19 protein-coding genes and 4 pseudogenes are annotated in these 21,842 nt (G+C 68.5%); 9 read left to right on the top strand and 14 right to left on the bottom strand.

Going from position 1 to position 21,842, the window contains the following annotated elements; all coding sequences use genetic code 11:
- Positions 1-18 precede the first annotated feature (18 nt).
- From HJD23_RS27495 to HJD23_RS27470, 6 genes are all read left to right on the top strand, one after another.
- Positions 19-1,320, top strand: a complete 1,302-nt coding sequence (locus HJD23_RS27495; protein ID WP_197972502.1) for an O-antigen ligase family protein — start codon at positions 19-21, stop codon at positions 1,318-1,320.
- Positions 1,317-2,957, top strand: a complete 1,641-nt coding sequence (locus HJD23_RS27490) for a lipid II flippase MurJ (RefSeq protein WP_171116474.1) — start codon at positions 1,317-1,319, stop codon at positions 2,955-2,957. Before HJD23_RS27495 ends, HJD23_RS27490 begins: the two co-directional genes overlap by 4 nt.
- Positions 2,958-3,027: 70 nt before the next feature.
- Positions 3,028-3,708, top strand: a complete 681-nt coding sequence (locus tag HJD23_RS27485) for a polysaccharide deacetylase family protein (protein WP_171116476.1) — start codon at positions 3,028-3,030, stop codon at positions 3,706-3,708.
- Between the two features lie 27 nt (positions 3,709-3,735).
- On the top strand, positions 3,736-4,902 hold the full coding sequence (locus HJD23_RS27480; protein ID WP_171116478.1) for a glycosyltransferase: 1,167 nt from the start codon (positions 3,736-3,738) through the stop codon (positions 4,900-4,902).
- Entirely contained in the window at positions 4,899-5,582 is a 684-nt protein-coding gene (locus HJD23_RS27475; protein ID WP_232107666.1) for a lipopolysaccharide biosynthesis protein, read from the top strand. The genes HJD23_RS27480 and HJD23_RS27475 overlap by 4 nt, the downstream gene beginning before the upstream one ends.
- Positions 5,579-6,844, top strand: coding sequence for a GNAT family N-acetyltransferase (locus tag HJD23_RS27470; RefSeq protein WP_171116480.1), 1,266 nt, complete (start codon positions 5,579-5,581; stop codon positions 6,842-6,844). The genes HJD23_RS27475 and HJD23_RS27470 overlap by 4 nt, the downstream gene beginning before the upstream one ends.
- Here the strand turns inward: HJD23_RS27470 and HJD23_RS27465 are convergent.
- The 6 genes and pseudogenes from HJD23_RS27465 to HJD23_RS27440 all read right to left on the bottom strand — a co-directional run.
- Positions 6,743-7,798 carry a glycosyl hydrolase gene (locus HJD23_RS27465; protein ID WP_232107672.1) on the bottom strand — a complete coding sequence of 352 codons (1,056 nt, stop codon included), beginning with the start codon at positions 7,796-7,798 and terminating at the stop codon, positions 6,743-6,745. The two genes, HJD23_RS27470 and HJD23_RS27465, sit on opposite strands and share 102 nt — an antisense overlap.
- Before the next feature lie 463 nt (positions 7,799-8,261).
- Entirely contained in the window at positions 8,262-9,470 is a 1,209-nt protein-coding gene (gene ltrA, locus HJD23_RS27460) for a group II intron reverse transcriptase/maturase (RefSeq protein ID WP_206326308.1), read from the bottom strand.
- 664 nt (positions 9,471-10,134) lie between these two features.
- Positions 10,135-10,800, bottom strand: coding sequence for a hypothetical protein (locus HJD23_RS27455; RefSeq protein WP_171116485.1), 666 nt, complete (start codon positions 10,798-10,800; stop codon positions 10,135-10,137).
- Positions 10,801-11,568: 768 nt separating this feature from the next.
- Positions 11,569-11,784, bottom strand: a complete 216-nt coding sequence (locus HJD23_RS27450; RefSeq protein ID WP_171116488.1) for a hypothetical protein — start codon at positions 11,782-11,784, stop codon at positions 11,569-11,571.
- A 703-nt stretch (positions 11,785-12,487) separates the two neighbouring features.
- A complete protein-coding gene (locus tag HJD23_RS27445) occupies positions 12,488-12,799 on the bottom strand; it encodes a hypothetical protein (RefSeq protein WP_171116490.1) in 312 nt (103 codons plus the stop codon).
- A 544-nt stretch (positions 12,800-13,343) separates the two neighbouring features.
- Positions 13,344-13,643: pseudogene (locus HJD23_RS27440) on the bottom strand (integrase core domain-containing protein); the annotation flags it as partial.
- A gap of 69 nt (positions 13,644-13,712) precedes the next feature.
- Between HJD23_RS27440 and HJD23_RS27435 the strand changes: the two are divergent.
- Positions 13,713-14,942, top strand: a pseudogene (locus tag HJD23_RS27435) (IS30 family transposase); the annotation flags it as partial.
- A gap of 24 nt (positions 14,943-14,966) precedes the next feature.
- On the opposite strand, the gene HJD23_RS27430 reads toward HJD23_RS27435, so the two are convergent.
- The 6 genes from HJD23_RS27430 to HJD23_RS27415 form a co-directional block, all read right to left on the bottom strand.
- The gene (locus HJD23_RS27430; RefSeq protein WP_171134082.1) at positions 14,967-15,173 is read right to left on the bottom strand and encodes an IS3 family transposase; all 207 of its coding nucleotides are present in this window, start codon (positions 15,171-15,173) and stop codon (positions 14,967-14,969) included.
- 23 nt (positions 15,174-15,196) lie between these two features.
- Complete coding sequence (locus HJD23_RS44130; protein ID WP_232108071.1) at positions 15,197-15,598, bottom strand: transposase; 402 nt, start codon at positions 15,596-15,598, stop codon at positions 15,197-15,199.
- 28 nt (positions 15,599-15,626) lie between these two features.
- Complete coding sequence (locus HJD23_RS44125; RefSeq protein ID WP_240980825.1) at positions 15,627-16,007, bottom strand: hypothetical protein; 381 nt, start codon at positions 16,005-16,007, stop codon at positions 15,627-15,629.
- On the bottom strand, positions 16,004-16,264 hold the full coding sequence (locus HJD23_RS44120) for a transposase (RefSeq protein ID WP_240980824.1): 261 nt from the start codon (positions 16,262-16,264) through the stop codon (positions 16,004-16,006). Before HJD23_RS44120 ends, HJD23_RS44125 begins: the two co-directional genes overlap by 4 nt.
- A 200-nt stretch (positions 16,265-16,464) precedes the next feature.
- Positions 16,465-16,974 (bottom strand): IS3 family transposase, encoded by a 510-nt coding sequence (locus HJD23_RS27420; RefSeq protein WP_171116496.1) that lies wholly within the window; start codon positions 16,972-16,974, stop codon positions 16,465-16,467.
- A 12-nt stretch (positions 16,975-16,986) separates the two neighbouring features.
- Entirely contained in the window at positions 16,987-17,208 is a 222-nt protein-coding gene (locus HJD23_RS27415) for a hypothetical protein (RefSeq protein ID WP_171116499.1), read from the bottom strand.
- Between the two features lie 289 nt (positions 17,209-17,497).
- Between HJD23_RS27415 and HJD23_RS27410 the strand changes: the two are divergent.
- A pseudogene (locus tag HJD23_RS27410) lies at positions 17,498-18,264 on the top strand (IS256 family transposase); the annotation flags it as partial.
- Positions 18,265-18,279: 15 nt separating this feature from the next.
- On the opposite strand, the gene HJD23_RS27405 reads toward HJD23_RS27410, so the two are convergent.
- Positions 18,280-20,364, bottom strand: coding sequence for an ISAzo13 family transposase (locus HJD23_RS27405; protein WP_171116290.1), 2,085 nt, complete (start codon positions 20,362-20,364; stop codon positions 18,280-18,282).
- A 47-nt stretch (positions 20,365-20,411) separates the two neighbouring features.
- On the opposite strand from HJD23_RS27405, the pseudogene HJD23_RS27400 reads away from it, so the two are divergent.
- Positions 20,412-20,894, top strand: a pseudogene (locus tag HJD23_RS27400) (transposase); the annotation flags it as partial.
- Positions 20,895-21,273: 379 nt separating this feature from the next.
- Here the strand turns inward: HJD23_RS27400 and HJD23_RS27395 are convergent.
- The gene (locus HJD23_RS27395) at positions 21,274-21,618 is read right to left on the bottom strand and encodes a hypothetical protein (RefSeq protein ID WP_171116501.1); all 345 of its coding nucleotides are present in this window, start codon (positions 21,616-21,618) and stop codon (positions 21,274-21,276) included.
- Positions 21,619-21,842 lie beyond the last annotated feature (224 nt).

The raw sequence follows: 21,842 nt of genomic DNA, 5'->3' as shown, positions 1-21,842 counted from the left end.
GTGCGCCACGCATACGCTTTGCCCGCCAAGCGCGCGCTGACCCCCGTACTGCCGGTGGTCGCGGTGATCGCCCTCCTCGCGCGGCCCATCGCACTGGGCGGTGAGGGCGGCACGACCTCCGCCGACGCCGCATCCGGTGTCGTCGTGCTGTGCTGCGCCGTACGTCTGCTGTACCTCCGGCGGCGGGACTTGTCGCCTACAGCGGCCGTGGTCCTGGGTCTGCCCGTGGTGGGAATCACGGTCGCGGCGGTGGCAGCCGGAGTCCCGGACGCGGCGGTCACGGGATTGTTGCGCCATCTGCAGATCTTCGTCCTCGTCCCGGCCGCCGTCCTGCTACTGGTGCGCGACCGACGCGACGTCCGGCTGCTGGCCTGGGCGATGGTGGCACTCGCGATGTGGCAGGGGTCCATCGGAGTGCACCAGTACGCGACCGGGACCGGCGCCTCGTACATGGGCCGGGAGCTCCGTGCCGTCGGCACCTACGGCCCCGGCGACATCATGGCGATGGCGACCGTGGTCGCTCTCGGGCTGGTGTGCGCAGTGGGGCTGGTGCTGGGTTCCGCGCCCGAACGGCAACGGGTGTGGGCCCTGGCGTGCGCCCTACTGCTGGTGGTGCCGCTGGCGGTGTCCTTCAGCCGGGGGGCGTGGATCGCGACGGCCCTCGCCTGTACGGCGCAACTGGTGCTGGCGGGTTTGCGACGTGCGGTCCGGGTGAGCGCGGTGGTGGCCGCCGTCACCGTGATCCTCGTCGGCGGGTTCGGCGTCGGCTCCGCGCTCTTCCAGGAGAGGCTCAGCAGCATCGGTCAGGTCGCCGAGGCACCCGACCAGTCCGTCGCCGACCGGTACGCCCTGTGGGCGGCGGCCACCGGCATGTGGCGCGAGCGGCCGCTGACGGGCGTCGGCCTCAAGGGCTTCCCCGAGCACCGCGACGGGCACGCCTCACTGGCGCTGTCCTCGGGCAGCGACACGGAGGGCGCGGGCGCGACGTACCGGAAGCAGCCACTGTTGTCGCCGCACAGCATGTACCTGCTGGTGCTCGGCGAGCAGGGGTTGATCGGGGTGCTCACGCTGGCGGGGAGCTGGCTGGCGCTGCTGGTGCTGGGACTGCGCAACCTGCTCCGGGCCCGGCGGGCCCAGGACCCCGGGCTCGACTGCGCTCTCGTCGCCTGCGGACTGCTGATCTGGCACCTGATCAACTTCGCGTACGCCGACATCGGCGGCCCTGCGACCATCCTCACCGCCGTCTGCCTCGGGCTGTCGGCGTGGTGGGCGCTGACACGTCCCGGTCCCGGCGTGCCCGAGAAGGCAGCGGCACGATGACGCTCATTCCACCACGGACCGACGCCCCCGTCCCCCCGGCGCGCGCCGGCCACCCGGACGCCGACGATGCCAGACCCCTCTCCCAGGGCTTCCTCGCCAGGGCCGCGCTCGTCACCGTCGCCTTCTCCCTGATCGGTGCCGTGCTGGGTCTGGGCCGAGACCAGGTGCTGGCGCAACTCTTCGGGGCCGGAAGCGAGACGGACGCCTTCCTGGTCGCCTGGACCGTGCCCGAGTTCGCGGCGACCCTGCTGATCGAGGACGGGCTGGCCTTCGCGCTCGTACCGGCGTTCAGTGCGGCCCTGGCCCGCCGGGCCCGGAGCGGCGCGGGCGACCCGGTGCGCGCCCTGGTCCGGGCCACGCTGCCCCGCCTGTCGCTGGCGTTCGCCGTCGTGTCGGTGCTGCTCGTCTGCGGGGCGCCGTACCTGGTCAAGGCACTGGCGCCGGGGCTGACCGATCCGCGGTTCGCGGTGGACTGCACCCGGCTCACGGCCACCTGCGTCCTGACCTTCGGGCTGGCCGGTTACTGCAGCGCGGCCCTGCGCGCACACCGCCGGTTCGTCGCTCCCGCGGCCATCTACGTCGCCTACAACTCCGCCGTCATCGCGGCGATGTTCCTCCTCGGCGCACGCTGGGGCGTACGAGCTGCGGCGGTCGGTGTTGCGGTAGGCGGTGTGCTCATGGTCGTCACCCAGCTTCCCCCGCTGGTACGGCAGTTGAGGCGCACGCCAAAGACCTCGGAGGCAGCCGCTGCAGCCGGGGAGGCGTCCCGGCGCGTCATGGGCTACGTCCTCGTCGGCACCGTCGTGCTTTTCGCCCTGTGCCGCCAGTCCCAGGTCCTCGTCGAGCGGTTCCTGGCCTCCACGCTCCCCTCCGGGGCCATCTCGCATCTGAACTACGCCCAGAAGGTGGCCCAGATGCCGATGCAGCTCGCCCTGACGCTGTGCACGGTCACCTTTCCGGTTGTGGCTCAGGCGCTGGCCGAAGGCGACACCGAACGGGCCCGGGACCGCGTCGAGCGCGATCTGGAGGTGGTCTCCCGCGTCGTACTGCTCGGCGCCGCGGCCATCGTCGCGTGCGGCCCGCAACTCGTCCATCTGCTCTTCCAGCGAGGCGCGTTCACCGCGCACGACACCGCGGCCACCGCCGCGGTCATGCGTGTGTACGCGCTCGGCCTGCTCGGCCACACCCTCGTGGGCGCCCTCGTCCGGTCGTACTTCTCCGCAAGGCGGCCCACCTGGTACCCAGTGGCCGCCATGACCGCGGGCGTCGCCGTCACATCGTTGAGCGGTGCGGCGACGGTCGGCTCGTGGGGCGTGCTGGGGATCGCGGCGGCCAACGCAGCCGGCATCACCCTGACCGCTCTGCTCCTGCTGCACGGCATGGAGGCGCGCAGCGTGCCGATCAGCACCCGGCGGTTGCTTGCCGGGATGGGCAGGCCGATCCGCGCGGCGGCGGGCGCCTGCGGCATCGGCTGGTTGTGCACCAACAGCATCAGCTCCCCCAGCTTCGGGCTCGCGGCCGGCGGCACGGCCGTGACCGTCGTCTTCCTCCTGCTCGCCCGGGCACCGGGCGAGCAGGGACTCCTCTGCGCACTCCGTACCGTCTCCCAGAGGTTTCCGCATGCTCGTGTCCGCTGACCCCGCATCCTTCTCCGGCCCTGCACCCGCCACCCCCCTGTGCAGATCCTGCCCGCCCCCGTGGGTGGTGATGTACCACTCCGTGAGCAACTGCTCCAACGACCCGTACCGCGTCACCGTCTCGCCCGGACGCCTGGACCGGCAGCTCGGTTGGCTGCGCCGCCGGGGCCTGCGCGGCGTCGGCGTGCGCGAGTTGCTCACCGCGCGCGCCCGGGGCGCGGGCCAGGACCTGGTGGGCCTGACCTTCGACGACGGGTACGCCGACTTCGTCGCGCACGCCCTGCCGCTGCTGCGCCGCCACGGCTGCGGCGCCACCCTGTTCGTGCTGCCGGGCAGGCTGGGCAGGGACAACGCCTGGGACCCGCTGGGCCCGCGCAAGCCGCTGCTGTCGGCGCTGGGTATCCGGCACGCCGCCGCCGCGGGCATCGAGATCGGCTCGCACGGCCTCACCCACGTGGACTTGACCAAGGCCGACGACGCGCTGCTCCGCTCCGAGGTGAGCGACAGCAAAACCCTGCTCTCCGAAGTGATCGGAGCCGACGTCCACGGCTTCTGCTACCCGTACGGAAGACTCGACCGCCGCGCGGTCGCCGCGGTAAGGGCAGCCGGTTACGCCTACGGCTGTGCCACCGATCCCGACCACCTCGGCGGACGTTTCGCCATCCCCCGCGTCCACGTCGGCGAGAACGACACCGCCTGGCGGCTGTACCTCAAACATCGGCTGCGCCGCCGCCCCGTCGAGGGGGTGTAACTCTTGGCGCCGCACGAAGCACATGAGTTGAAGGCTTTGCACGTCATCACCGGCCTCGGCGTCGGTGGGGCGGAACAGCAGCTCCGACTGCTGTTGCGCCACCTTCCCGCCCGCTGTGACGTCGTGACGCTCACCAACCCCGGCGCGGTCGCCGAGGGCCTGAAGGCGGACGGCGTCCGCGTCGTCCACCTGGGCATGACCGGCAACCGGGATGTGTCCGTACTGCCCCGCCTGGTCCACCTGATCCGGTCCGGCGGCTACGACCTCGTGCACACCCACCTGTACCGGGCGGGCGTGTACGGCAGGGTCGCCGCGCGCCTGGCGGGCGTGCGGGCCGTGGTGACCACCGAGCACTCCCTCGGCGGCACGCAGATGGAGGGCCGTGCCCTGAGCTTCGGCGTGCGCGCGCTGTACCTGGCCGGCGAACGACTGGGCCGCGTCACGGTCGCGGTCTCGGCCGCGGTGGCCGACCGGCTCTTGCACTGGGGCGTACCCGAATCGCGCATCAGGATCGTACCCAACGGCATCGACGTGGCCCGCTTCCGCTTTGACCTGGCCGTCCGTGAACACACCCGCCGCCGACTCGGGCTGCCCCAGAGCGCGTACGTCATCGGCGGCATCGGCCGACTGGCCTGTGGCAAGCGATTCGACGTCCTGATCGGCGCCCTCGCCCGACTACCTGCCGACTGCTGGTTGTTGCTGGTCGGCGGCGGACCGCAGGAGAGCCAGCTGCGTCACGCCGCGCAGCGGGCCGGAGTGGCCGACCGGGTGCTGTTCACAGGGGAGCGGCCCTACGTGCCCGACGGCTCTCGTGGTCCCGATCTGCCGGCGCTGACCTCCGCGATGGACGTGCTCGCCTCACCCAGCCCCGACGAGGCCTTCGGGCTCGCCGTCGTGGAGGGCCTGGCGGCGGGCCTGCCGGTCCTGTACGCCTCCTGCCCGGCCGTCGAGGACCTGCCGCCCCACCTGGCCGCCGGGGCCCGCCAGGTGCGGGGCGGCGCGGACGCATTCGCCCGCGCCCTGACCGAAGCACGCGTCCCGGGCGAGACCGGACGGTCGCTCCCGCCGAGCCGCCCCGCCTCCCCCGCCGCCCATCACTACTGCATCACGCGCAGCGCCGTACGACTCATGGACGTGTACACGGCGGCTGTCTCCTGCTCGTCCCCGTCACCCCTGGAAGTGAAGACCCGATGACCTCCACGATCCACGCGACAGAGTCCCCTTCGTCCCCGGCAGCCGCGCCCCGGCGGCGTCCGGTGTTCCAGCGTCTCGGGGCGCTGCCGCCGTGGTCCCTGCTCGCGGTCGGCACCCTCGCCGGAGGCCTCGCCGGAGGCGCGTACGGCGCCCTCACTCCGCCCGCCTACTCCGCCACGGCGTACGTCGTCGCCGTACCGGCCGCGAAGTCGGACCCGCAGGCGGCGCTGGGCGTGGCCCAGGCATACGGCCGGGTCGCCACACAGCTCGCGGTGCTCGCAGACGCCCAGGTGTGGGCGGGCGTGCCAGTGCGGACGCTGCGCCAGAGCGTGCGGTCGGCGACCTCCCCCGACGCTCCGATGGTCGCCGTGACGGCCACCGCCGCACGCGCCGATCTCGCCGTCGACATGGCCAACGCGGTCACCCGCGCGATGATCCACCACGCCGACCGCACCAAGCACGCCACCCAAATCGGGCTCAAGCAGTTCTCCCGCGCAGTCAGGCCCACCGAGCCGTCCTCGGCCTCCCCGGTGCTGACAGGCCTGGTGGGCGCGAGCGCGGGCGGCCTGCTGGGCGGCCTCGCACTGCTCATCGGCCCGCGCCGCACCACCGCAGGCGACACACGCCCGGCCGTCGTCCCCGCACCGGCCACCGCGGCCGACGCGCACAGTCACTCATGAGCGGGGTGGTGCAGGCCCGCCATGACACTCTGTGGGCCGACCTGTGCACCGACGAGCGGGAGTTCGCCGCGCTCGGCCCGCTCTGGGAGCGGCTATACCGCAGATGCGGTACGGCGACTCCGTTCCAGAGCCACACCTGGCTGCATTCGTGGTGGACGTCCTACGGCAGACCCGGTCGGCTGCGGCTGGTACTGGTGCGCGACGGCGGAGAACTGCGGGGCGCCGCACCGCTGATGCGGGTTGGGCCTCCGCTGCCCCGGCTCGTCCCGCTGGGCGGGGCGATCTCCGACTTCGGGGACGTGCTGCTCGACGACGAGTACGCCGACCGGGCGGCGGCCTTGCTCGCCGAGGCGCTGTCGGCGGCCGCCCGCACCACGCTGATCGACTTCCGGGAGGTACGGCCGGGCAGCGCGGTAGAGCGCGTCCACGAGCACTGGCGGGGACCGCGCCGCCGGGTACGCGACTCACTCTGTCTGGAACTGCCCGCCGTACCGATGGAGGGGCTGGTGGCCCGGCTGCCGGGGGGGAAGGCCCAGCGGGTGAAGTCCAAGCTGCGCAAGCTGAACGCACTGGGTGTAGTACGCCGGATCGCGGCTCCCGACGAGGCGGGCACGGCGCTGCGGCGGCTCCTCGCGCTGCACCGGCTGCAGTGGCAGGGCCGCCGGGTGACCCCGGAGCACCTTCGGGAGCGATTCGCCGAACACCTCGTGCGCGCCGGCGGCGCGATGGTGCGCGCCGGCGACGCCGTGGTCACCGAGTTCCTGCTGGACGGCGAGGTGGTGGCCGTCGACCTGACGCTGCTGTCTCCGCGCCTGGCGGGCTGCTATCTGTACGGCGTCCATCCCCTGCTGCGCGAGGTGAAGGCGGACATCGCCGTGATGCTGCTGGACGCGTCCGCCCGGCACGCCGCCACCGGTGAGCGCGGCACACTCAGCCTCCTGCGCGGCGACGAACCGTACAAGCACCGCTGGTGCCCCGAGGCCGTGGTCAACCAGCGCTTGCTAATGGCCCGACGGCGCACCTCCCCACTGCTGTCGGCAGTCGCCTGCCACGTCGCCGCGCGCAGCCGGGTCAGGGAACTCGTGCGCGGATCACGGAACGGAGTGACGGCAGGTCCCGAACCTCCCGCTGCCGTTGGCTCGGCAGGAGGGACAGCGGGGTCACCGAATGCGCGACCACCAGCTCAAGTCAAGGCACAACTTTCCGCCCAGCCAGTACTCGGTCCAGTCGCCCAGGTCCAGCGGCGAGCAGTTCGGGGGTAGGGGCACCGGCGTGGGCTCAGGCATCGACCCGGGTTCGGTACGGCCGAGGAGCGCGGACCGGAACACCACGGCCGCCCTCGGGTTCTCCCGGCACTGCCACACGCCGTGCGGGCAGTAGTCGGTGAGCGTGTTGTACAGCGGCTTGTGCCGATCGATCCAGGCCAGCATGCGCCGCATGTACTCCGCGTTGTCGCTGTTGCGGAACAGACCCCATTCGGGATACGAGATGGGCTTGCCGTGCGCCTTCGCGAAGTCCACGTGTTCCTGCAGCCCGTACGGCTCCATCACCTGCTCGTCGAATGACATCCCTTGTGGCTGGTCGTACGAGTCCATGCCGATGATGTCGACCGTGTCGTCGCCGGGATAGCACTCCGTCCACGGAATGGCGTCGCGGCCGCGGCTCGGCGCGAAGTCGAACCGGAATCTCTGGCCCGCGACGGAGCGCATGGTCGTGACGATCCTGTTCCAGTACCTCTTCCAGGCCTGCGGGTCCGGCCCGCACCGATGGGTGTACGTGGTGCCGTTCATCTCCCAGCCGAGAACGAGCACGGTGTCCGGAACCCTCAACTCGACCAGCCGCTCGGCCAGGCGGCGGTAGTGCACGTCGAACTCTCCGGCAGCGCCCCGGCGCAGCAGGTGACGGACCTCGGCGTCGGAGGCGCGCTCCTCATTGCGTTCCAGCATGGGGACGTTGAGAACAAGGATCCGGTCGGCACTCTCCCGACGCCAGGCCGCCCAGTAGTCGAGGAAGCGTGGGGCACCCTCGATGTTGCTCCAGCGGTCACCCGGCAGATACGTGTGCCCCACGCGCAGGTCGGCGCCGCGCAGCCACCGGCTGAGCCTGCCCATCAGGACCACGCCGCGGGGTGAGTAGTCGAGGTAGGCGCCGTAAGCGGGGAGCGTGGCGGATCGTGCGGGTGGTGCGGGCAACACGGACGGTTCGCCGGTGAACATCGCCGATGGCACAGGCCTCGCGATGGTCTTTCCCGCCCCGACGCTCGAGGTGTCTCCCGGTCCCAGCGCCAAGGCGGTTGCCACGCCCACGCCGACCGCTCCGCACGCGAACCACCCTCTGCGCCGCCGATGCTGTACGGCCATGCTGCTCCTGTCTCCGCTCATCGGCAGCAGTCACAGCGCGTACACCGCCGCCTGCCTTCTCCGGTCCCCCCACCACTGACATGCGGTCACATGTATGCCGCTCCTGCGAGCCGAGTAATCTGCCTTACCCAACGCTGACCGCCCGCGTGGATCCGACAACCGCCCGCGCGGATCCGACACGACCGAGCCGGCCTTGCCGTCGAATCGGGTAGGAGGGCCGGGTCGCCCGGCCCTCCTACCACACCACCGCGCATGCGGGTCACGCATCCGGCGGTTCACCAAGCTGATCTCAACCGTTGCCAGGTCGGCTTGAGTGCCTTCAGGCCGAGGTCGTCCCAGTAGGAGTTGGGCAGTGCCCGCGCGAGAACGGGGAGCCCGCGATCCGCCAGTAGCCCTTGCTGCTGTTCCCCCACTCACGGGAGAACTGCTCGTTGAACCCGAGCTTGCGCAGCATGGCCCGGCAGGCCCGGGGGATCTTCCATTCCTTCCAACGGATCTGCCGCATCCTGCGGTGCAGCCACTTCTCCAGCTCGCGGAACAGATGCGCACCGTCCGCGAGCTGGAAGTAGCCCATCCAGCCAACGGTGGAGCGGTTGATCTTCGCGATACGTTCGTTCATCGCGATGCTCCACCGGCGCGAGGTCAGCTCCCGCAGCCGCGTCTTCAGACGAACGACCGCCTTCGGATCGCCGCGGATCCCAACCTTCCCACGCCGGGCAAAATAGAAGCCGAACCCCAGCATCGTCATGACAGAAGCTGGGACCACCTTCGACTTGTCCCGGTTGCCCTTCAGTTTCAACCGCTGCTCGACCACGGCCGTGACCGAGGCCAGCACCCGGCAAGCGGCTCGCTTGCTCCGCACGAAGACACGAACGTCGTCGGCGTAACGCACGAACCGGTGACCGCGCTTGAACAACTGCCGGTCCAGGTCGTCGAGCATGATGTTCGACAAGACCGGCGACAGCGGAGATCCCTGCGGGGTCCCCTCCGCGCTCGGCATCTTCACGCCGCCCACCATGATCCCGGCGTCCAGATACCTACGGATCAGCTTCAAGACCCTGCGGTCATCGACCTTGCGCGCCACCCGCGCCATCAGGACATCATGCTGAACGCGGTCGAAGAACCGGTCCAGATCAGGGTCCACCACCCAGCGGTGTCCGTCCTCGATGGCCCGCCGCGCGACACGGACCGCCTGACGGGCGGACCGGCCGGGACGGAACCCGAAGGACGACCCCGAAAACTGCGGGTCGAAGATGGGCACGAGCACTTGCGCGATGGCCTGCTGGATCAAGCGGTCCAGCACCCGCGGCACCCCCAGCATCCGCTCACCGCCGCCAGGCTTCGGGATGATCACCTGTCGGACCGGCGCCGGCCGGTAGATGCCCGCGTCGAGTTCAGCCCGGACTTCGGGCCAGTGCACCGCGATCCACGGCCTCAGCTCAGCCGTGGTCATGCCGTCCACCCCGGGAGCACCCCGGTTCACTTCAACGCGGTTGAGCGCCGCGAGCAGGTTCTCCTTCGAGAGCATCAACTCCCACAGCGAAGACTCCCGCTCCCGGTGAACGTCCTCCGTGGAGTGCGCCGACCGGCCACTACGCTCCGCCAGGACACTTCCGGAATGCACCGGTCCCTTCCCGGTCGGCACCGCCGAAGCGGACCTACTGCGATCCACGTGACCAGCACGAGCAACCACCACATCACCCGTTCCACTCGATGTTCGGCCCTTCCCAGCCCGCCACGCACCGGCAGCCATCCCGGCTGGTACTACGACCTCCGCTGACTTCTGCCCGGTCAGCCCGCGCCTCCCGGCACGGACCGTCGGCGCGGCGACAACTTCAGCACAACCGACACCCCGACAGATCTCCCCAGGTAAGAACGATCACCGTCCCTGGATCCCCGCCGCGTTTACGCACTGGCCCTCTTGGCAGTGACGGGCTTCACCTTCTCGTGCAGGCTCACCCGACCAGTACGCCTCGTACACGGTTCGTGTTCCTCGGTACCCAGGTCTCGCCTCGGGCTTCCTCCAGACCCCACCTCACGATGACGCCCTTGCCTCCGGCTCGGGGTCAGCACCACCTCTTCCCCCAGGGGACTTCCACCCCCAAGCAATCGCCCATGCTGGGCACACACGAGTTGGGTGCCGGACGCATCGCGTCCGGCACCCAGGGAGAGCGCTACCGACTGGAGCGTGCCTACCGAAGGGAGTGGGCTCGGCCTTGTCGGTACAGGATGATGCCGCTCGTCAGCAGCAGCGCGGCGAGCCCCGAGGCCACGAGCACCTGCTCCTCACTACCGGTCTCAGCGAGCGAGGGAGGCTGCGTCGGGGGCTTGGCGATCGACGTGGCCGCCGGCGGCTCCATGGGCGTCCTTGTCGCCGGCGGAGTGGTGTGTGGCCCTGACGTCGGCGGCTCCGTGGGCGTCCTTGTCACCGGTGGAGCGGTGGTGGACGGTGCCGTCGGCGGCTCCGTGGGCGGTGTGGACGAGTCGTCACCGTAGCCGCCGTCGTCACCGTAGCCGCCGTCGTCACCGTAGCCGGCCTCGTCGCCATAGCTGTAGCTGACGTTGAGGGCGACACCACGGTCGCGGCCTTGATCGCCGCGCTCCCGGTCGGCACCGGCGGAAACCCCGTTCGCCCCGCGCGAGTTCGGGCCACTGCTCCAGGTGTACCGAAGGGACGCGTTGCCTTCGGCACGCACGCCGGGGGAACTCTCGTCGGCCTGCGTGGCAGTGTCCGCCGGAACCTCGGCGGTGCGGCCCGACCGTGCGCTGGGCGATTCCCCGGGAATTCCCTCGGAGCCCGAGTCCGCGAAGGCCGGGGTGCCGTACAGGGAGAAAATGCTCGTCGCGGCGGCAGCCACGACCATTCCCCTGCTCAGGTTCTGTCGCAATCTGGTCGTCTTCCTGCTCGAATAGGTGAGAAGAGCCGGCTCTGGTACCGGAATAGGTCCGGGCCAACTCGTACCGCAGCGGGGTTCGGCTGGTGTTCCATCAACGGTCCACCGTCGCGGACCAGCCGATGCGCTGCGGATCCTGTACTTGTCGTTGAACAAGTCGTCCGTACCGGCCACATACGGACCTGAAGCCGCGCGTGGAGCAGCGCAAGGGCTGCTCCTCCGTCAGTTCCTCCCCCTCTTCTTGCGGCTGCGCCGGGGGGCGGCTTCACGCCTGCCGTAGTTTCGTCGCCACTGAATTTTCCGACTCGTCAGATGATGGGATCCTGTGAAGTGCCAGTACCGGCATCCGGGGCACTGATAGATCCGGTCCGGAATCTTCTGGATCAGTGGCTGCTTGATGAGCCAAACACGAGCCTCGTGTTCGACCCGGAAAGACGCCTTCCCCGTTTCCGGGCAACGCGGCAGGATGACCATGTCACTCATGTCCCCTCCGAACTGCGCTACGTTGAACGTCGCCCACGGCATGGTGATTCTTCGTTGACGGACAACTTCGGAAATGGAAAGCGTCTCTCCCTCGGCGGATGAGGATGTTACCTCATCCGCCCGTGAGGGAAAGACGCTTTCACGTCGGGCCACGATCTCCCAAGGGAATCAGATAAGGCCCCGACCGTCGACTGGAGTCGAACGATCAAATCCCGGGCCCAGAGGGCTCAGGCCGTTAAGGCGGCTACGTCACGCGGCCGGGGCCGGGACCGTGGCCGTGGCCGTGGCCGTGTTGGTGTTCGTGTTGCTGTTGGTGTTGCTGTTGTTGTTCACGTTGACGATGACAATGGAGTCGCCGTTGCCGTAGTCATCCTCACCGAAGGCGCTGGCAGCCGAGGCGGAACCCGCGAGCAGGGCCACCGCCACGAGGGTCGACGCAGCACCCCGCTTCATGGACTTGCGCATTGGTATCTCCGTTCTGTTTCTTCCCCGTTGGAAGAACGAAACTGATGTTGCCCCGACATGCGAGACCACACAACTTGAAAGGCCCCTGGGCCCCGGAACTTCATCCACATGGCCCTGTACACATGAAATTGGCAAACAGCGTTCATCACGGTACTGAATGTCGGCCGACGCGTTCGGGCCAGGTCTGCTGCAGAGTGGCCTGAGCCGACGCGGCGGCGAGGAACGGCGCGGAAGCCAGCAACACGCTGACCACCAAACGGACCATGCGATGAGGCATCTTCCCTCAGGTATCAACAGGGCCGACCGCCATAGGCGGTCGGCCCTGAGCTCTAGGAACCGAACGTCTCTTGGATACCTCTTGGGAAGACGTGATCACAGACGTTCGGCTCCCGCAGCACCCCGTGGGCTGCCCAGTTGAATCACCGGCGGTGCGGCACGGGGCAGCCCGGCTCCTCAGGGCAGAGCCTGCCGACCACTACTCCAGCGACTGCCAAGCAGCGAAATGCGCGGCTCGATGCCGCGCATTCGCCGTAGCTCGCCGCCACTCAAGCGGAGCACCTCTCCCTCGGCAGAGGAGGATGTGACCTCATCCGCCCGTCAGGGAAAGACACTTCCAGATCGGGCTACGATCCCCGAGAGAATCGAGTGACCGCCGAACTGGACCGAACGATCACAGCATGACTCCAGAGGGCTCAGCCCAGTGTCACAGCCCCAGCACGCCCAGGAGGGTGGGAGCGACAGCGGAGCCCGCCGCCCCAACGGCCGCGGGGGCGGGGGCCGGCTCGGGGGCCGGCTCGGGGGCCGGAAGGGTGACCGTGGCAGTGGCGGTGGCGGTGTTCTCGTTGGTGTTGGTGTTGCTGTTCGTGTTCTCGTTGTCGTTGATGATGACAATACCCGGCCCGTCGCCCTCAAGCTGGTACTCGCCCTCGGAGGCGCTGGCAACCGAGGCGGAACCCGCGAGGATGGCCACCGCCGCGAGGGTCGACGCAGCACCGCGCTTCATGGACTTGCGCATTTGTATCTCCGTTTCTGTTTCTTCCCGGCGGGAAGGACGAAACCGATATTGCCTCAACGCCGAAGCAGCCACCAACTCAGAACGCCTGTGGGCCTGGAACTTCATCCACATGGCCCCCCCGGTGACAGATGATACGAACTACAGAATCCCCAGGGTTTGTTTTCGAATCCCCGCCCGACTGCGCGGTCAGTGGGGCGCATTTCACCCGTGGCCCGCACATCGGGCCGAGGTCCTTGATGACAGGTGGTTATGACGCACCCGGACGGAGAACATCAAGGCTTTCTGCCGCTGCGCGCGCCCGAGAACGTCGACGCCCAGCTGGACGCGATTCTGGGCGCGGACGGCGACTGAGCAACCTGTGGCCGCACATCAAGCGGACGCCGATGCAGGGCTGGCGCGGAAGACACGGAGTGTCAGGCCAGGGTGGTCAAGATGCGCAGGTAGATGGCGCACACTTGCCCGGTGCGTCGTGACGGGGCGGTGATTCGCCGCCCCGTGCGAGGTCAGGGCCTCCCCCCGCGAAAGTGGACACGCGTTCGGGTGGTTATGAGGCCAGCGTGAGCTTATCGAACTGCTGCTGATGCTGGTGTTCGTAGTCGACGGGGCTGAGGTGTCCGTTGGCGGAGTGCCTGCGGCGGGTGTTGTAGCGGGTGAGCCACCGGAAGACGGTGCGTCGGCTGAGTTCCGCGCCCGGGTAGTAGTGGGCGCCGCGAAACGTCTCCCGCTTGAGGGTGGCATGGAAGCTCTCGCAGGCGGCGTTGTCGGCGGAGGTGCCGACCGCGCCCATGGACGGGGTGGCACCCAACTCGCCGCATGAGTCTGCGAATTCACGCGATGGGTACTGCCTGGGTTCAACCAGTCGTTGCAACACTCCTGATCAGAGGGGTGTGTTGTAGGACGGCCAGCGGGTTGGATGACGGAATTGACAGGGCGGTCGCCGATGAAGTCGCCGGGGCGGCCCTCGACGCGGCGGGAGGTCGAGCGACTGTTCTGACGTGAGATCGCCAAGGGGCTGACCAGTGAGGATGCGGCCGTCGCCGTCGGGGCAGCGCCGGCGGTGGGCACACGGTGGTTCCGGCATGCTGGCGGGATGCCGCAGATCGATCTTGCTGTCTCGGGCCGCTACCTCTCGTTCGCCGAGCGGGAAGAGATCGCTCTGCTGCGCGTGCAAGGTGCCGGGGTACGGGAGATCGCCAAACAGCTGGGCCGGGCACCCTCGACGATCTCCCGGGAACTGCGGCGCAACGCGGCCACACGTGGGGGCAAGCTCGAGTACCGCGCCTCGGTCGCGCAGTGGAAGGCCGACCTGGTGGCCGGGCGGCCGAAGGAGGCGAAGCTGGCCGGGAACGAGCGGCTGCGGAAGTATGTCCAGGACCGCTTGCTGGGCGTGATACGAGCCCCGGACGGCACGGCGCTTCCCGGGCCACAGGTGCCTGAGTGGAAGGGGCGCAACAAGCCCCATCGCGGCGATCGTCGGTGGGCGAACGCCTGGAGCCCGGAGCAGATTTCAGCCCGACTGAAGATCGGCTTTCCTGAGGACGAGTCCATGCGCATCAGTCACGAGGCGATCTACCAGTCCCTCTACGTCGAGAGCCGCGGCGGCCTCAAGCGAGAGCTCGTGGCCTGCCTGCGCACCGGCCGCGCCCTGCGCGTTCCCCGGGCAAGGACCCGCAACAAGCCGGGCGGCCACGTCACCGAAGAGCTGGTGATCAGCCAGCGGCCCGCCGAAGCGGCCGACCGCGCCGTGCCCGGCCACTGGGAAGGAGACCTGATCATCGGGCTGAACCGGTCGGCGATCGGCACGCTCGTGGAACGAACGACCCGCTACACGATGCTCGTTCACCTGCCGCGGGCCGAGGGTCACGGCACCATCCCACGGACCAAGAACGGCCCCGCCCTGGGCGGCTACGGGGCCGTGGCCATGAAGGATGCCCTGGCCACCACGATGGCCACCATGCCCGACCAGCTTCGCCGCTCACTGACCTGGGATCGCGGCAAGGAGCTGTCCGCTCATGCCCAGCTCACGGTCGAGACCGGGCTGCCGGTCTATTTCGCGGACCCGCACTCCCCTTGACAGCGGGCCACGAACGAGAACACCAACGGGCTGTTGCGCCAGTACTTCCCCAAGGGTACCGACCTGTCTATCCCCTCGCAGCGTGGAGACGATCTATGCGGCCAGTCCCTCGGCGAGGGTGGCCCGGTAGTCACGTTCATAGTCGATCGGGCTCTTGAACCCGCATACGCTGTGTAGCCGCCCGGTGTTGTAGAAGTCGGTGATCAAGGTGGCGATCTTGATGCGGGCCTCGGTGCGGGTGCGGAAGGTGTGCCGGTGGACGCACTCGACCTTGAGCACGCTGTTGAACGCCTCGCTCACGGCGTTGACGCTCCTATAGTTTGTCAAGTGGCCTTGGCACGCTCGGAGTTTGCCTTGACCATCTGGTAGATCTCGCGAGCGAGGTACCGCTTGAGGCAGCGGATGATCTCCTTTTTCGTCTTGCCCTCGCTGGTGCGCCGGGCGACGTAGTCGATGGTCGGCTGGTGGAAGCGCATGCGGACGATCACGACCCGGTAGAGCGCGGAGTTCAGCTGCGGATGCCCTCCTCGGTTGAGCCGGTGCCGGTCCGTCCTGCCGGACGAGGCCGGAACGGGACAGACGCCGGCGAGCTTGGCGAACGCGGCCTGCGAGCGGATCCGTTCGGGATTGTCGCCGACCACGACCAGGACTTCGGCGGCCGTGTCCGCACCGATCCCGAACGCTTCCACCAACTCGGGAGCCTGCTGGCGGGTGAGCTCGCCCAAGAGCCGATCGTGGTCCTTGATCTCCTCGTCAAGGGCGAGCCGGCGGCGGGCCAGCGCGCGCAGGGACCGCTTGGGCCGAGGCCGGCACGCTGGTGACCGGCCCGGGCCGCAGCCCCGTGCATCGGTCTATGAGGGTCATCTTCGGCAGACCCTGGAGCTGTTCGCGCAGCTCGTCGGGGACGGTGACGATCAGTGCCTTGAGGGTGACCATGGCCTGCGTGCGGGACTTCACCGCCGTGTCACGGGCGATCTTGGTATGACGGATCATCTCCACCGTGCCCGCGGCGCTCTTCGGTGTCGCGGTGGCGGTTCCCGCAAGGACTGCCCGGGCGGCGTTCTCGGCGTCGATGGGGTCGGACTTGCCGCGCCGGCGGCGTACTCTGCGGTCGGGCCGGTTGACCTCGATCACCTTGTGGCCGTGTCGGCGCAGGTGAGAGCGAGTCCGGCGCCGTAGGAACCGGTGCCCTCGACACCGAAGCCAAGGATCTGTCCGAACTGGGCAGCCCACTGGGTGAGTTGTTCGTATCCGCCGCGGTCCGCGGCGACGCTGAGGCTGCCCCGGGTGCCGCCGACGACGTCGACAACGACCGCGGTGTGCACGTACTTGTGGGTGTCGACTCCGATGACGACTTTCCCGATCGGCTCGGCCTGCAGGATGCTGGTCATGGCTGTCCGTTCCCCTCCCGGAAGCGGCGGTCAGCGCGAGACCGTCGGCCGGGCGGGAGGACAGGACTGTGACGAGCGCCTGGTGGAGCAGGCTCCTATTCGGTCACTGCCCGCGCGGCCGGCGGCCCGCAACGAGCCCGCCGCAGCAGTGACCGACAGATCAACAGCCAGGACACCCGAAGGGTCGGTCGTAACAAGGGTCAGGCCACCACTGCGGCGGTGACCCCATCCTCACCGTCGAAACAAGAGCCGACTCTGCCCATGGACTGGGTGATGCCCAGCTTGCGGCAGGCCCGCTGCAACTTCCGGGAGCAGTATTCGCTGCCCCTGTCCGTGTGCATGATCACGCCACGGACGTCGCCTCCACGGGTGGCCGCGGCCACGTTGAGTGAGGCCACCACCAGCTCGGCGTCGTGCCGGGTTCCCATCGCGTAACCAAGCAGGCGCCGGGAGAACAAATCGATGACAGTGGCGAGGTAGAGCTTGCCCTCACCGGTGTCGATCTCCGTCATGTCGCCTGCCCAGACGAGGTCGGGTTCCTCGGCGGTGAAGTCCCGCTTCACGAAATCCGGGGCTGCGAGCCGCTTGCCCGGCCTGGTCACCGACCGGCGCCGGCGGACCCGGCGTCCGGCCACACCGAGCTCGGCCATCAGCTTCGCGACGGTATTCACAGACACCCGCCAACCTCGCCGCACCAGCTCGACAAACACCTTCGGCGATCCCTAGGTGCCGCCCGAGCCGCGGAAGATCTCCTCGATGTCCTCCGCCAGGCGCTGCCGGCGCGTCTCTCGCGCGGTCGGAAGCCGCTCCCGCCACTTGTAGAACCACGACTCGGACACACCCAGAGCCCGGCAGGCGATGCGGTATGGAATCTTCTGCTCGGCCTTGCAGCTGCTGATCACCCCGACGGCAACGACCGGGTCCGCGTCAGCTACTTCACCCACAAGGCCACAAATCGCTTGCACACATCACGCTCCATCTCCAGCTCGCGGATGCGCTTGCCCTTGTCCCTCGCCTCGGCCCGTAGCCGCTCCAACTCGGCGCGTTCACTCTCCCACAGACGGCCACCCGGCGGCTCGGCCACAGGATGGCGTCCCGCTTCGTGGTGTAGCCGATCAACGTTGGGGCGTACGCCCCGGGGCGTGTGTCGATAGGGATTCCGCTCCCTGCCCGGCAGGCGGGCCACCATGCAACTCTCCCTGGTAAACGGCCAGTTCAACCAGGAGGTGCATGATGGCCCTGTCCCAGCATGACTTACTTCGGCTGCTGGAGTCACTGCGTTCGGCGGACGGACTCGAACTCGTCCGTTTCGTGGCCGAGCGGATGCTGCAGGAGCTGATCGAGGCCGAGGCGACGTCGAGGATCGGTGCGGAGTGGAACGAGCACACCGAGACACGCACCGCGCTGCGCAACGGGCACCGCGACAAGACGCTGACTACGCAGGCCGGTGACCTGGACCTGGCCATACCCAAGCTGCGCTCGGGCAGCTTCTTCCCGAGCCTGCTGGAGCGTCGCCGCCGCATCGACCAGGCTCTGTTCGCCGTCATCATGGAGGCGTACGTGCACGGAGTGTCCACCCGTTCGGTCGACGACCTGGTCAAGGCGCTGGGTGCGGACAGCGGGATCTCCAAGAGCGAGGTCTCACGGATCTGCGCGGACCTGGACACCCAGCTGACCGCGTTCCGCGGCCGGCCCCTGGACCACACCCGCTTCCCTACGTCTACCTCGATGCGACCTACTGCAAGGCACGGGTCGCGCACCAGATCGTCTCGCGGGCCGTGGTGATCGCCACCGGCATCACCGAGGACGGCGGCCGCGAGGTGCTGGGAGTGATGGTCGGCGACAGCGAGACCGAGGTGTTCTGGACCCAGTTCCTGCGTCACCTGCGCGAACGCGGTCTGGGCGGTGTCCGACTCGTACTGGGCGATCACCACTCGGGCCTGGTCAAGGCGATCCGCAAGGTCATGATCGGCGCGGCCTACCAGCGCTGCCGGGTTCATTGAAGCCGTAAGGATTCAACATGGTGTTTCGCTGTCTCTTGTGACGGATGCGAGTACGTCGGCGGCCGTGGTGAAACGTCGTTCGGCGAGCGTTGGGATGTACGGGTCCTGTTCGAGGAGGGGACGGACATCCTCGATGGCGTTGCGGATGGTGCCGCGGCTGACACCGAACAAGTCGGCCAGGGTCTGCTGGTCACATAGGTTTCGCTGGGAAAGGACCGTCGCCAGGATCCGGTCAGCGTCAGTGATCTTTTGACGGAAGACGCCGCCACGGGTTCCTGGGCGCCGGCCGCCGCCGCGTTTGCGATGCCGACGTTGTTCGATCGTGGCCTGGTAGGGCACGGTGATCCGGTCGATCAGCGCCTGGAAGTCCGGGCGGGGCATGCCGGTGAGTGCGGGGTGGGACAGGGTCTGTGAGAGATCCATTCGGCTGGTGGTCGCACCACCTTCTGCCCAGTCGCGTAGTTCCTGGGCGGAGGAGAAGTAGTGTGCGGTCTGCGAGACGGTGATCTTCTGCGCGTCTATGAGTGTGCGGGTCTCGCCGATGACCTGGCCGATCGTGACCGGGTTGATGGCGAGCAGGTCGACCAGAACCTTCTGGGAGCAGACACGGCGCAGATAGATCACGGTGACCAGGATGCGGTCGGCGTTCGAGAGCAGGGGCCTGCCGTGTGCTCCGGGGGCCTTCAGACGGCGGCCGCCGCGCTGCTGGAATTTGCGCTGTTCGGCCTGGGCGGCTTGCGCAGGGGCCAGCCGGGCGCATAGTGCCTCCAGCTCTGATGAGGTCATGCCGCTCAGGCGCGGGTCGGCGAGCATCGCCAGGACCCGCAACCTGCTCTGGTCCCGATCGCTCGTGTTGACCGCGCAGTTGCTGGCGGCGCCAGCCGGGGTGATCGTGTAGTTCCAGGATCCGTGCTGGTCATGGGGTGTGATCGGGAGTGAGCGCAGGTGCTCGCGGCTGACGGAGATTCCCACCGGGTAGGTCCCGGTGTCCAGCTCGGCGTGAACGCGCAGGCCGGTGCGGGTGCGGGTCGCGGCGATGCTGTTGACCACGACTTCGTGGCTGGTCAGGGGCCTGCCACGCCAGTTCATGGTGATGTGGGAGAACAGCCGATGCTCGACCTTGTTCCATTTCGAGGTGCCCGGCGGAAAGTGGCAGACGGTCACCGTGAGACCCATCTGGGCGGCGAACGCGGCGAGTTCGGCCTTCCATAGCCGGTAGCGGTAGCTGTTGGAGCCTCCGCAGTCCGCGGTGATCAACAGTCTGTCGGCATCCGGGTGGTCCATCCGCCCGCGGGCCCGCCACCAGCGGCGGATCGACTCGACGGCGAACACCGAGGTGTCGTGATCGGTGCCGACGTTCACCCAGCCGCTGTCGTGGGCCAGATCGTAGATGCCGAAGGGTATCGCCACGTCGACGTCGGGGCCGATGAAGTAGAAGCTGTGGTCCTCCACCTGCACCGGATCGCCGGCAGGGCGCCATTGCCGCCCGGGGTTCGGCAGCTGGCCCAGCTGCTCCTTCTTCTTGGCATCGATGCTGATCACCGGCTGGCCGCTGGACTGGTGCTCCTTGACCTGCTCGTTGATATAGCGGAACTGCGCGTCCCGGTCGGGGTGCTGCTTGCCCTCCAGCGTCTTGGCGCTGGCCTGCAGGCTGAAGCCCTGCACTTTCAGAAGCCGCCCGACGGTCGGAGCGGAGACCGGGTGACCCTGCCGGGTCAGCTCCTCTGCGAGGTTGCGCAGGGACTTGGTGGTCCAGCGCAGCGGCGACATCGGATCACCCCGCTCGTCCGGCTCCACCAGCTTCAGCAACGCAGGAACCAGGGAAGGATCTTGTTCCTCGGCGGGCTTGCGGCCGCCCCCGGGACGTCGGACGGCGCCGTCCGGTAGCGGATCCCCACCGGCCTCCAGCTCGAACACGCCGTTACGGACCGTGCTCTCGCTCACCCCGGCCACCCGCGCAACGGCCCGTACCCCACCGTGTCCGAGCAGTCGAGCCTCCTGGGCCAGCATCAGACGCCGCTGACGCTCGTTCAGATGCGGCAAGACGACCTGGAACCGCAGCGCAAGCTGATCCAGAACGTCGGCGGCGAAGCTCATACCAGAGCAACGATCTTGTCCTATGAAAGCAACGGGTTGATTCTTTACGGCTTCATTTCCTGCGCAATGTCTTCGGCGTGATCCCCAAGGACGCCGCGGAAATGGTCGCCGCGACGATCCGCACCATCTTCGCCCAGCCCGACCAGGACGCCGTCCGCAACCAGCTCGACACGGTCGCCGACATGCTGGGCGCACAGTTTCCCCAGGTCAAGCAGATGCTCCTGGACGCCAAGGACGACCTCACCGCCTTCGCGGCCTTCCCGGAACGGCACTGGAAGAAGATTCAGTCCACGAACCCGCTGGAGCGGATCAACCGCGAGATCAAACGCCGCGTCGATGTCGTCCAGGTCTTCCCCAACGACGACGCTCTCCTCCGACTGGTCACCGCCGTGCTCTTCGAGATGCACGACGAGTGGATCGCCTTCCCCCGCCGCTACCTACCCGAAGGCAGCATGGACCAGATCTACCCCACCGAAGCCGGCGAAAGCGCCCCCGCACTCCCCAACACCACCAACACGACCGACGATTGATCGCCTACACCACGTCAAGGGACACGACCGGCCACAGGCCGGTCCGACGACGGCGACCCGTTACGCCTCGCCCGCGACACCCAACTGTGCAAGGTCCCCGAGTGGATACCCAAATCTGCGGCCCCTCCGGGATCGGCTTCCCGGTCTCCATCACGATCCGTACCGCCCCCTCGCGGAACTCCGCATCGTAGAGGCCGATGGCATGACCCCAACTATCCCTCCGGTCACGGTCTCCACAGTAGGAGGGGAACCTCAGTACCGATGCCGGGCCATGCCCGACGGGGTTCCGGCGGTGGCCGCCGTCCACCCAGACCTTGCGGATCGCGGACTGGGCGGCGGCGACCATCTCCATCAGACGGGTGCCGGTGAGGGAGTACCGTCAGGAGCAGACCTCGGTGCTCTGATCGCCGGCCTTCAGCGTGGCGCAGACCTCCGCGGTGGTGCGGGGAACGGCGACCGTGACGCTCTCCTGAACACCGGTCCGAACGGCCTTCTGAACGTTCACGAACACGATGTCGCCCGCGGCGATCTTCACACTGACGCTCAGGTCCTGGCTGCAGGTGAAGCTGGCGCTGATCACAGTGGTCGTGTTGTTGCTGAGCTTCTGCAGGCTGACGTCACAGGGGAAGACCTGCTGGGGAGCGGCCTGCGCGGGCACGGCGGCGACAAGCGGTGCGGAAGCCAGCAGGGCGGTGGCCGCCGAACGGAGCATGCGATGAGGCATTGGTTCTCCATGATGTCAATCGGGCCGACCGCCATAGGCGGCCGACCGCTCAATCGTGGCGCCAAATGTTCCTTAAGCGCCTTTGGGGGAAGATGTGACCACGGATTGTAAGAGTCCCGCAACAGAGCGCAGCCGCATGGGTGACAACCGGATCCGCCACTCGGGTGACCGTCTTCGCGTCCCGTGGCTTGGCTGCCTTGCGGGAGCGTCAGCTTCCACACACG

It is taken from the genome of Streptomyces sp. Z423-1 (assembly GCF_013009255.1).
GTDB classification, from domain to species: Bacteria; Actinomycetota; Actinomycetes; order Streptomycetales; family Streptomycetaceae; genus Streptomyces; species Streptomyces gossypiisoli.
This window is presented reverse-complemented; position numbering and strand designations above follow the sequence as displayed.

Bases quoted from the DNA above. Each gene is read 5' to 3' on its own strand.
- HJD23_RS27490 (WP_171116474.1), top strand. From the start codon at position 1,317: ATGACGCTCATTCCACCACGGACCGACGCCCCCGTCCCCCCGGCGCGC.
- HJD23_RS27485 (WP_171116476.1), top strand. From the start codon at position 3,028: ATGTACCACTCCGTGAGCAACTGCTCCAACGACCCGTACCGCGTCACC.
- HJD23_RS27475 (WP_232107666.1), top strand. From the start codon at position 4,899: ATGACCTCCACGATCCACGCGACAGAGTCCCCTTCGTCCCCGGCAGCC.
- HJD23_RS27470 (WP_171116480.1), top strand. From the start codon at position 5,579: ATGAGCGGGGTGGTGCAGGCCCGCCATGACACTCTGTGGGCCGACCTG.
- HJD23_RS27465 (WP_232107672.1), bottom strand. From the start codon at position 7,798: ATGTTCACCGGCGAACCGTCCGTGTTGCCCGCACCACCCGCACGATCC.
- ltrA (WP_206326308.1), bottom strand. From the start codon at position 9,470: ATGCTCTCGAAGGAGAACCTGCTCGCGGCGCTCAACCGCGTTGAAGTG.
- HJD23_RS27450 (WP_171116488.1), bottom strand. From the start codon at position 11,784: ATGCGCAAGTCCATGAAGCGGGGTGCTGCGTCGACCCTCGTGGCGGTG.
- HJD23_RS27445 (WP_171116490.1), bottom strand. From the start codon at position 12,799: ATGCGCAAGTCCATGAAGCGCGGTGCTGCGTCGACCCTCGCGGCGGTG.
- HJD23_RS44120 (WP_240980824.1), bottom strand. From the start codon at position 16,264: ATGACCAGCATCCTGCAGGCCGAGCCGATCGGGAAAGTCGTCATCGGA.
- HJD23_RS27405 (WP_171116290.1), bottom strand. From the start codon at position 20,364: ATGAGCTTCGCCGCCGACGTTCTGGATCAGCTTGCGCTGCGGTTCCAG.
- HJD23_RS27395 (WP_171116501.1), bottom strand. From the start codon at position 21,618: ATGCCTCATCGCATGCTCCGTTCGGCGGCCACCGCCCTGCTGGCTTCC.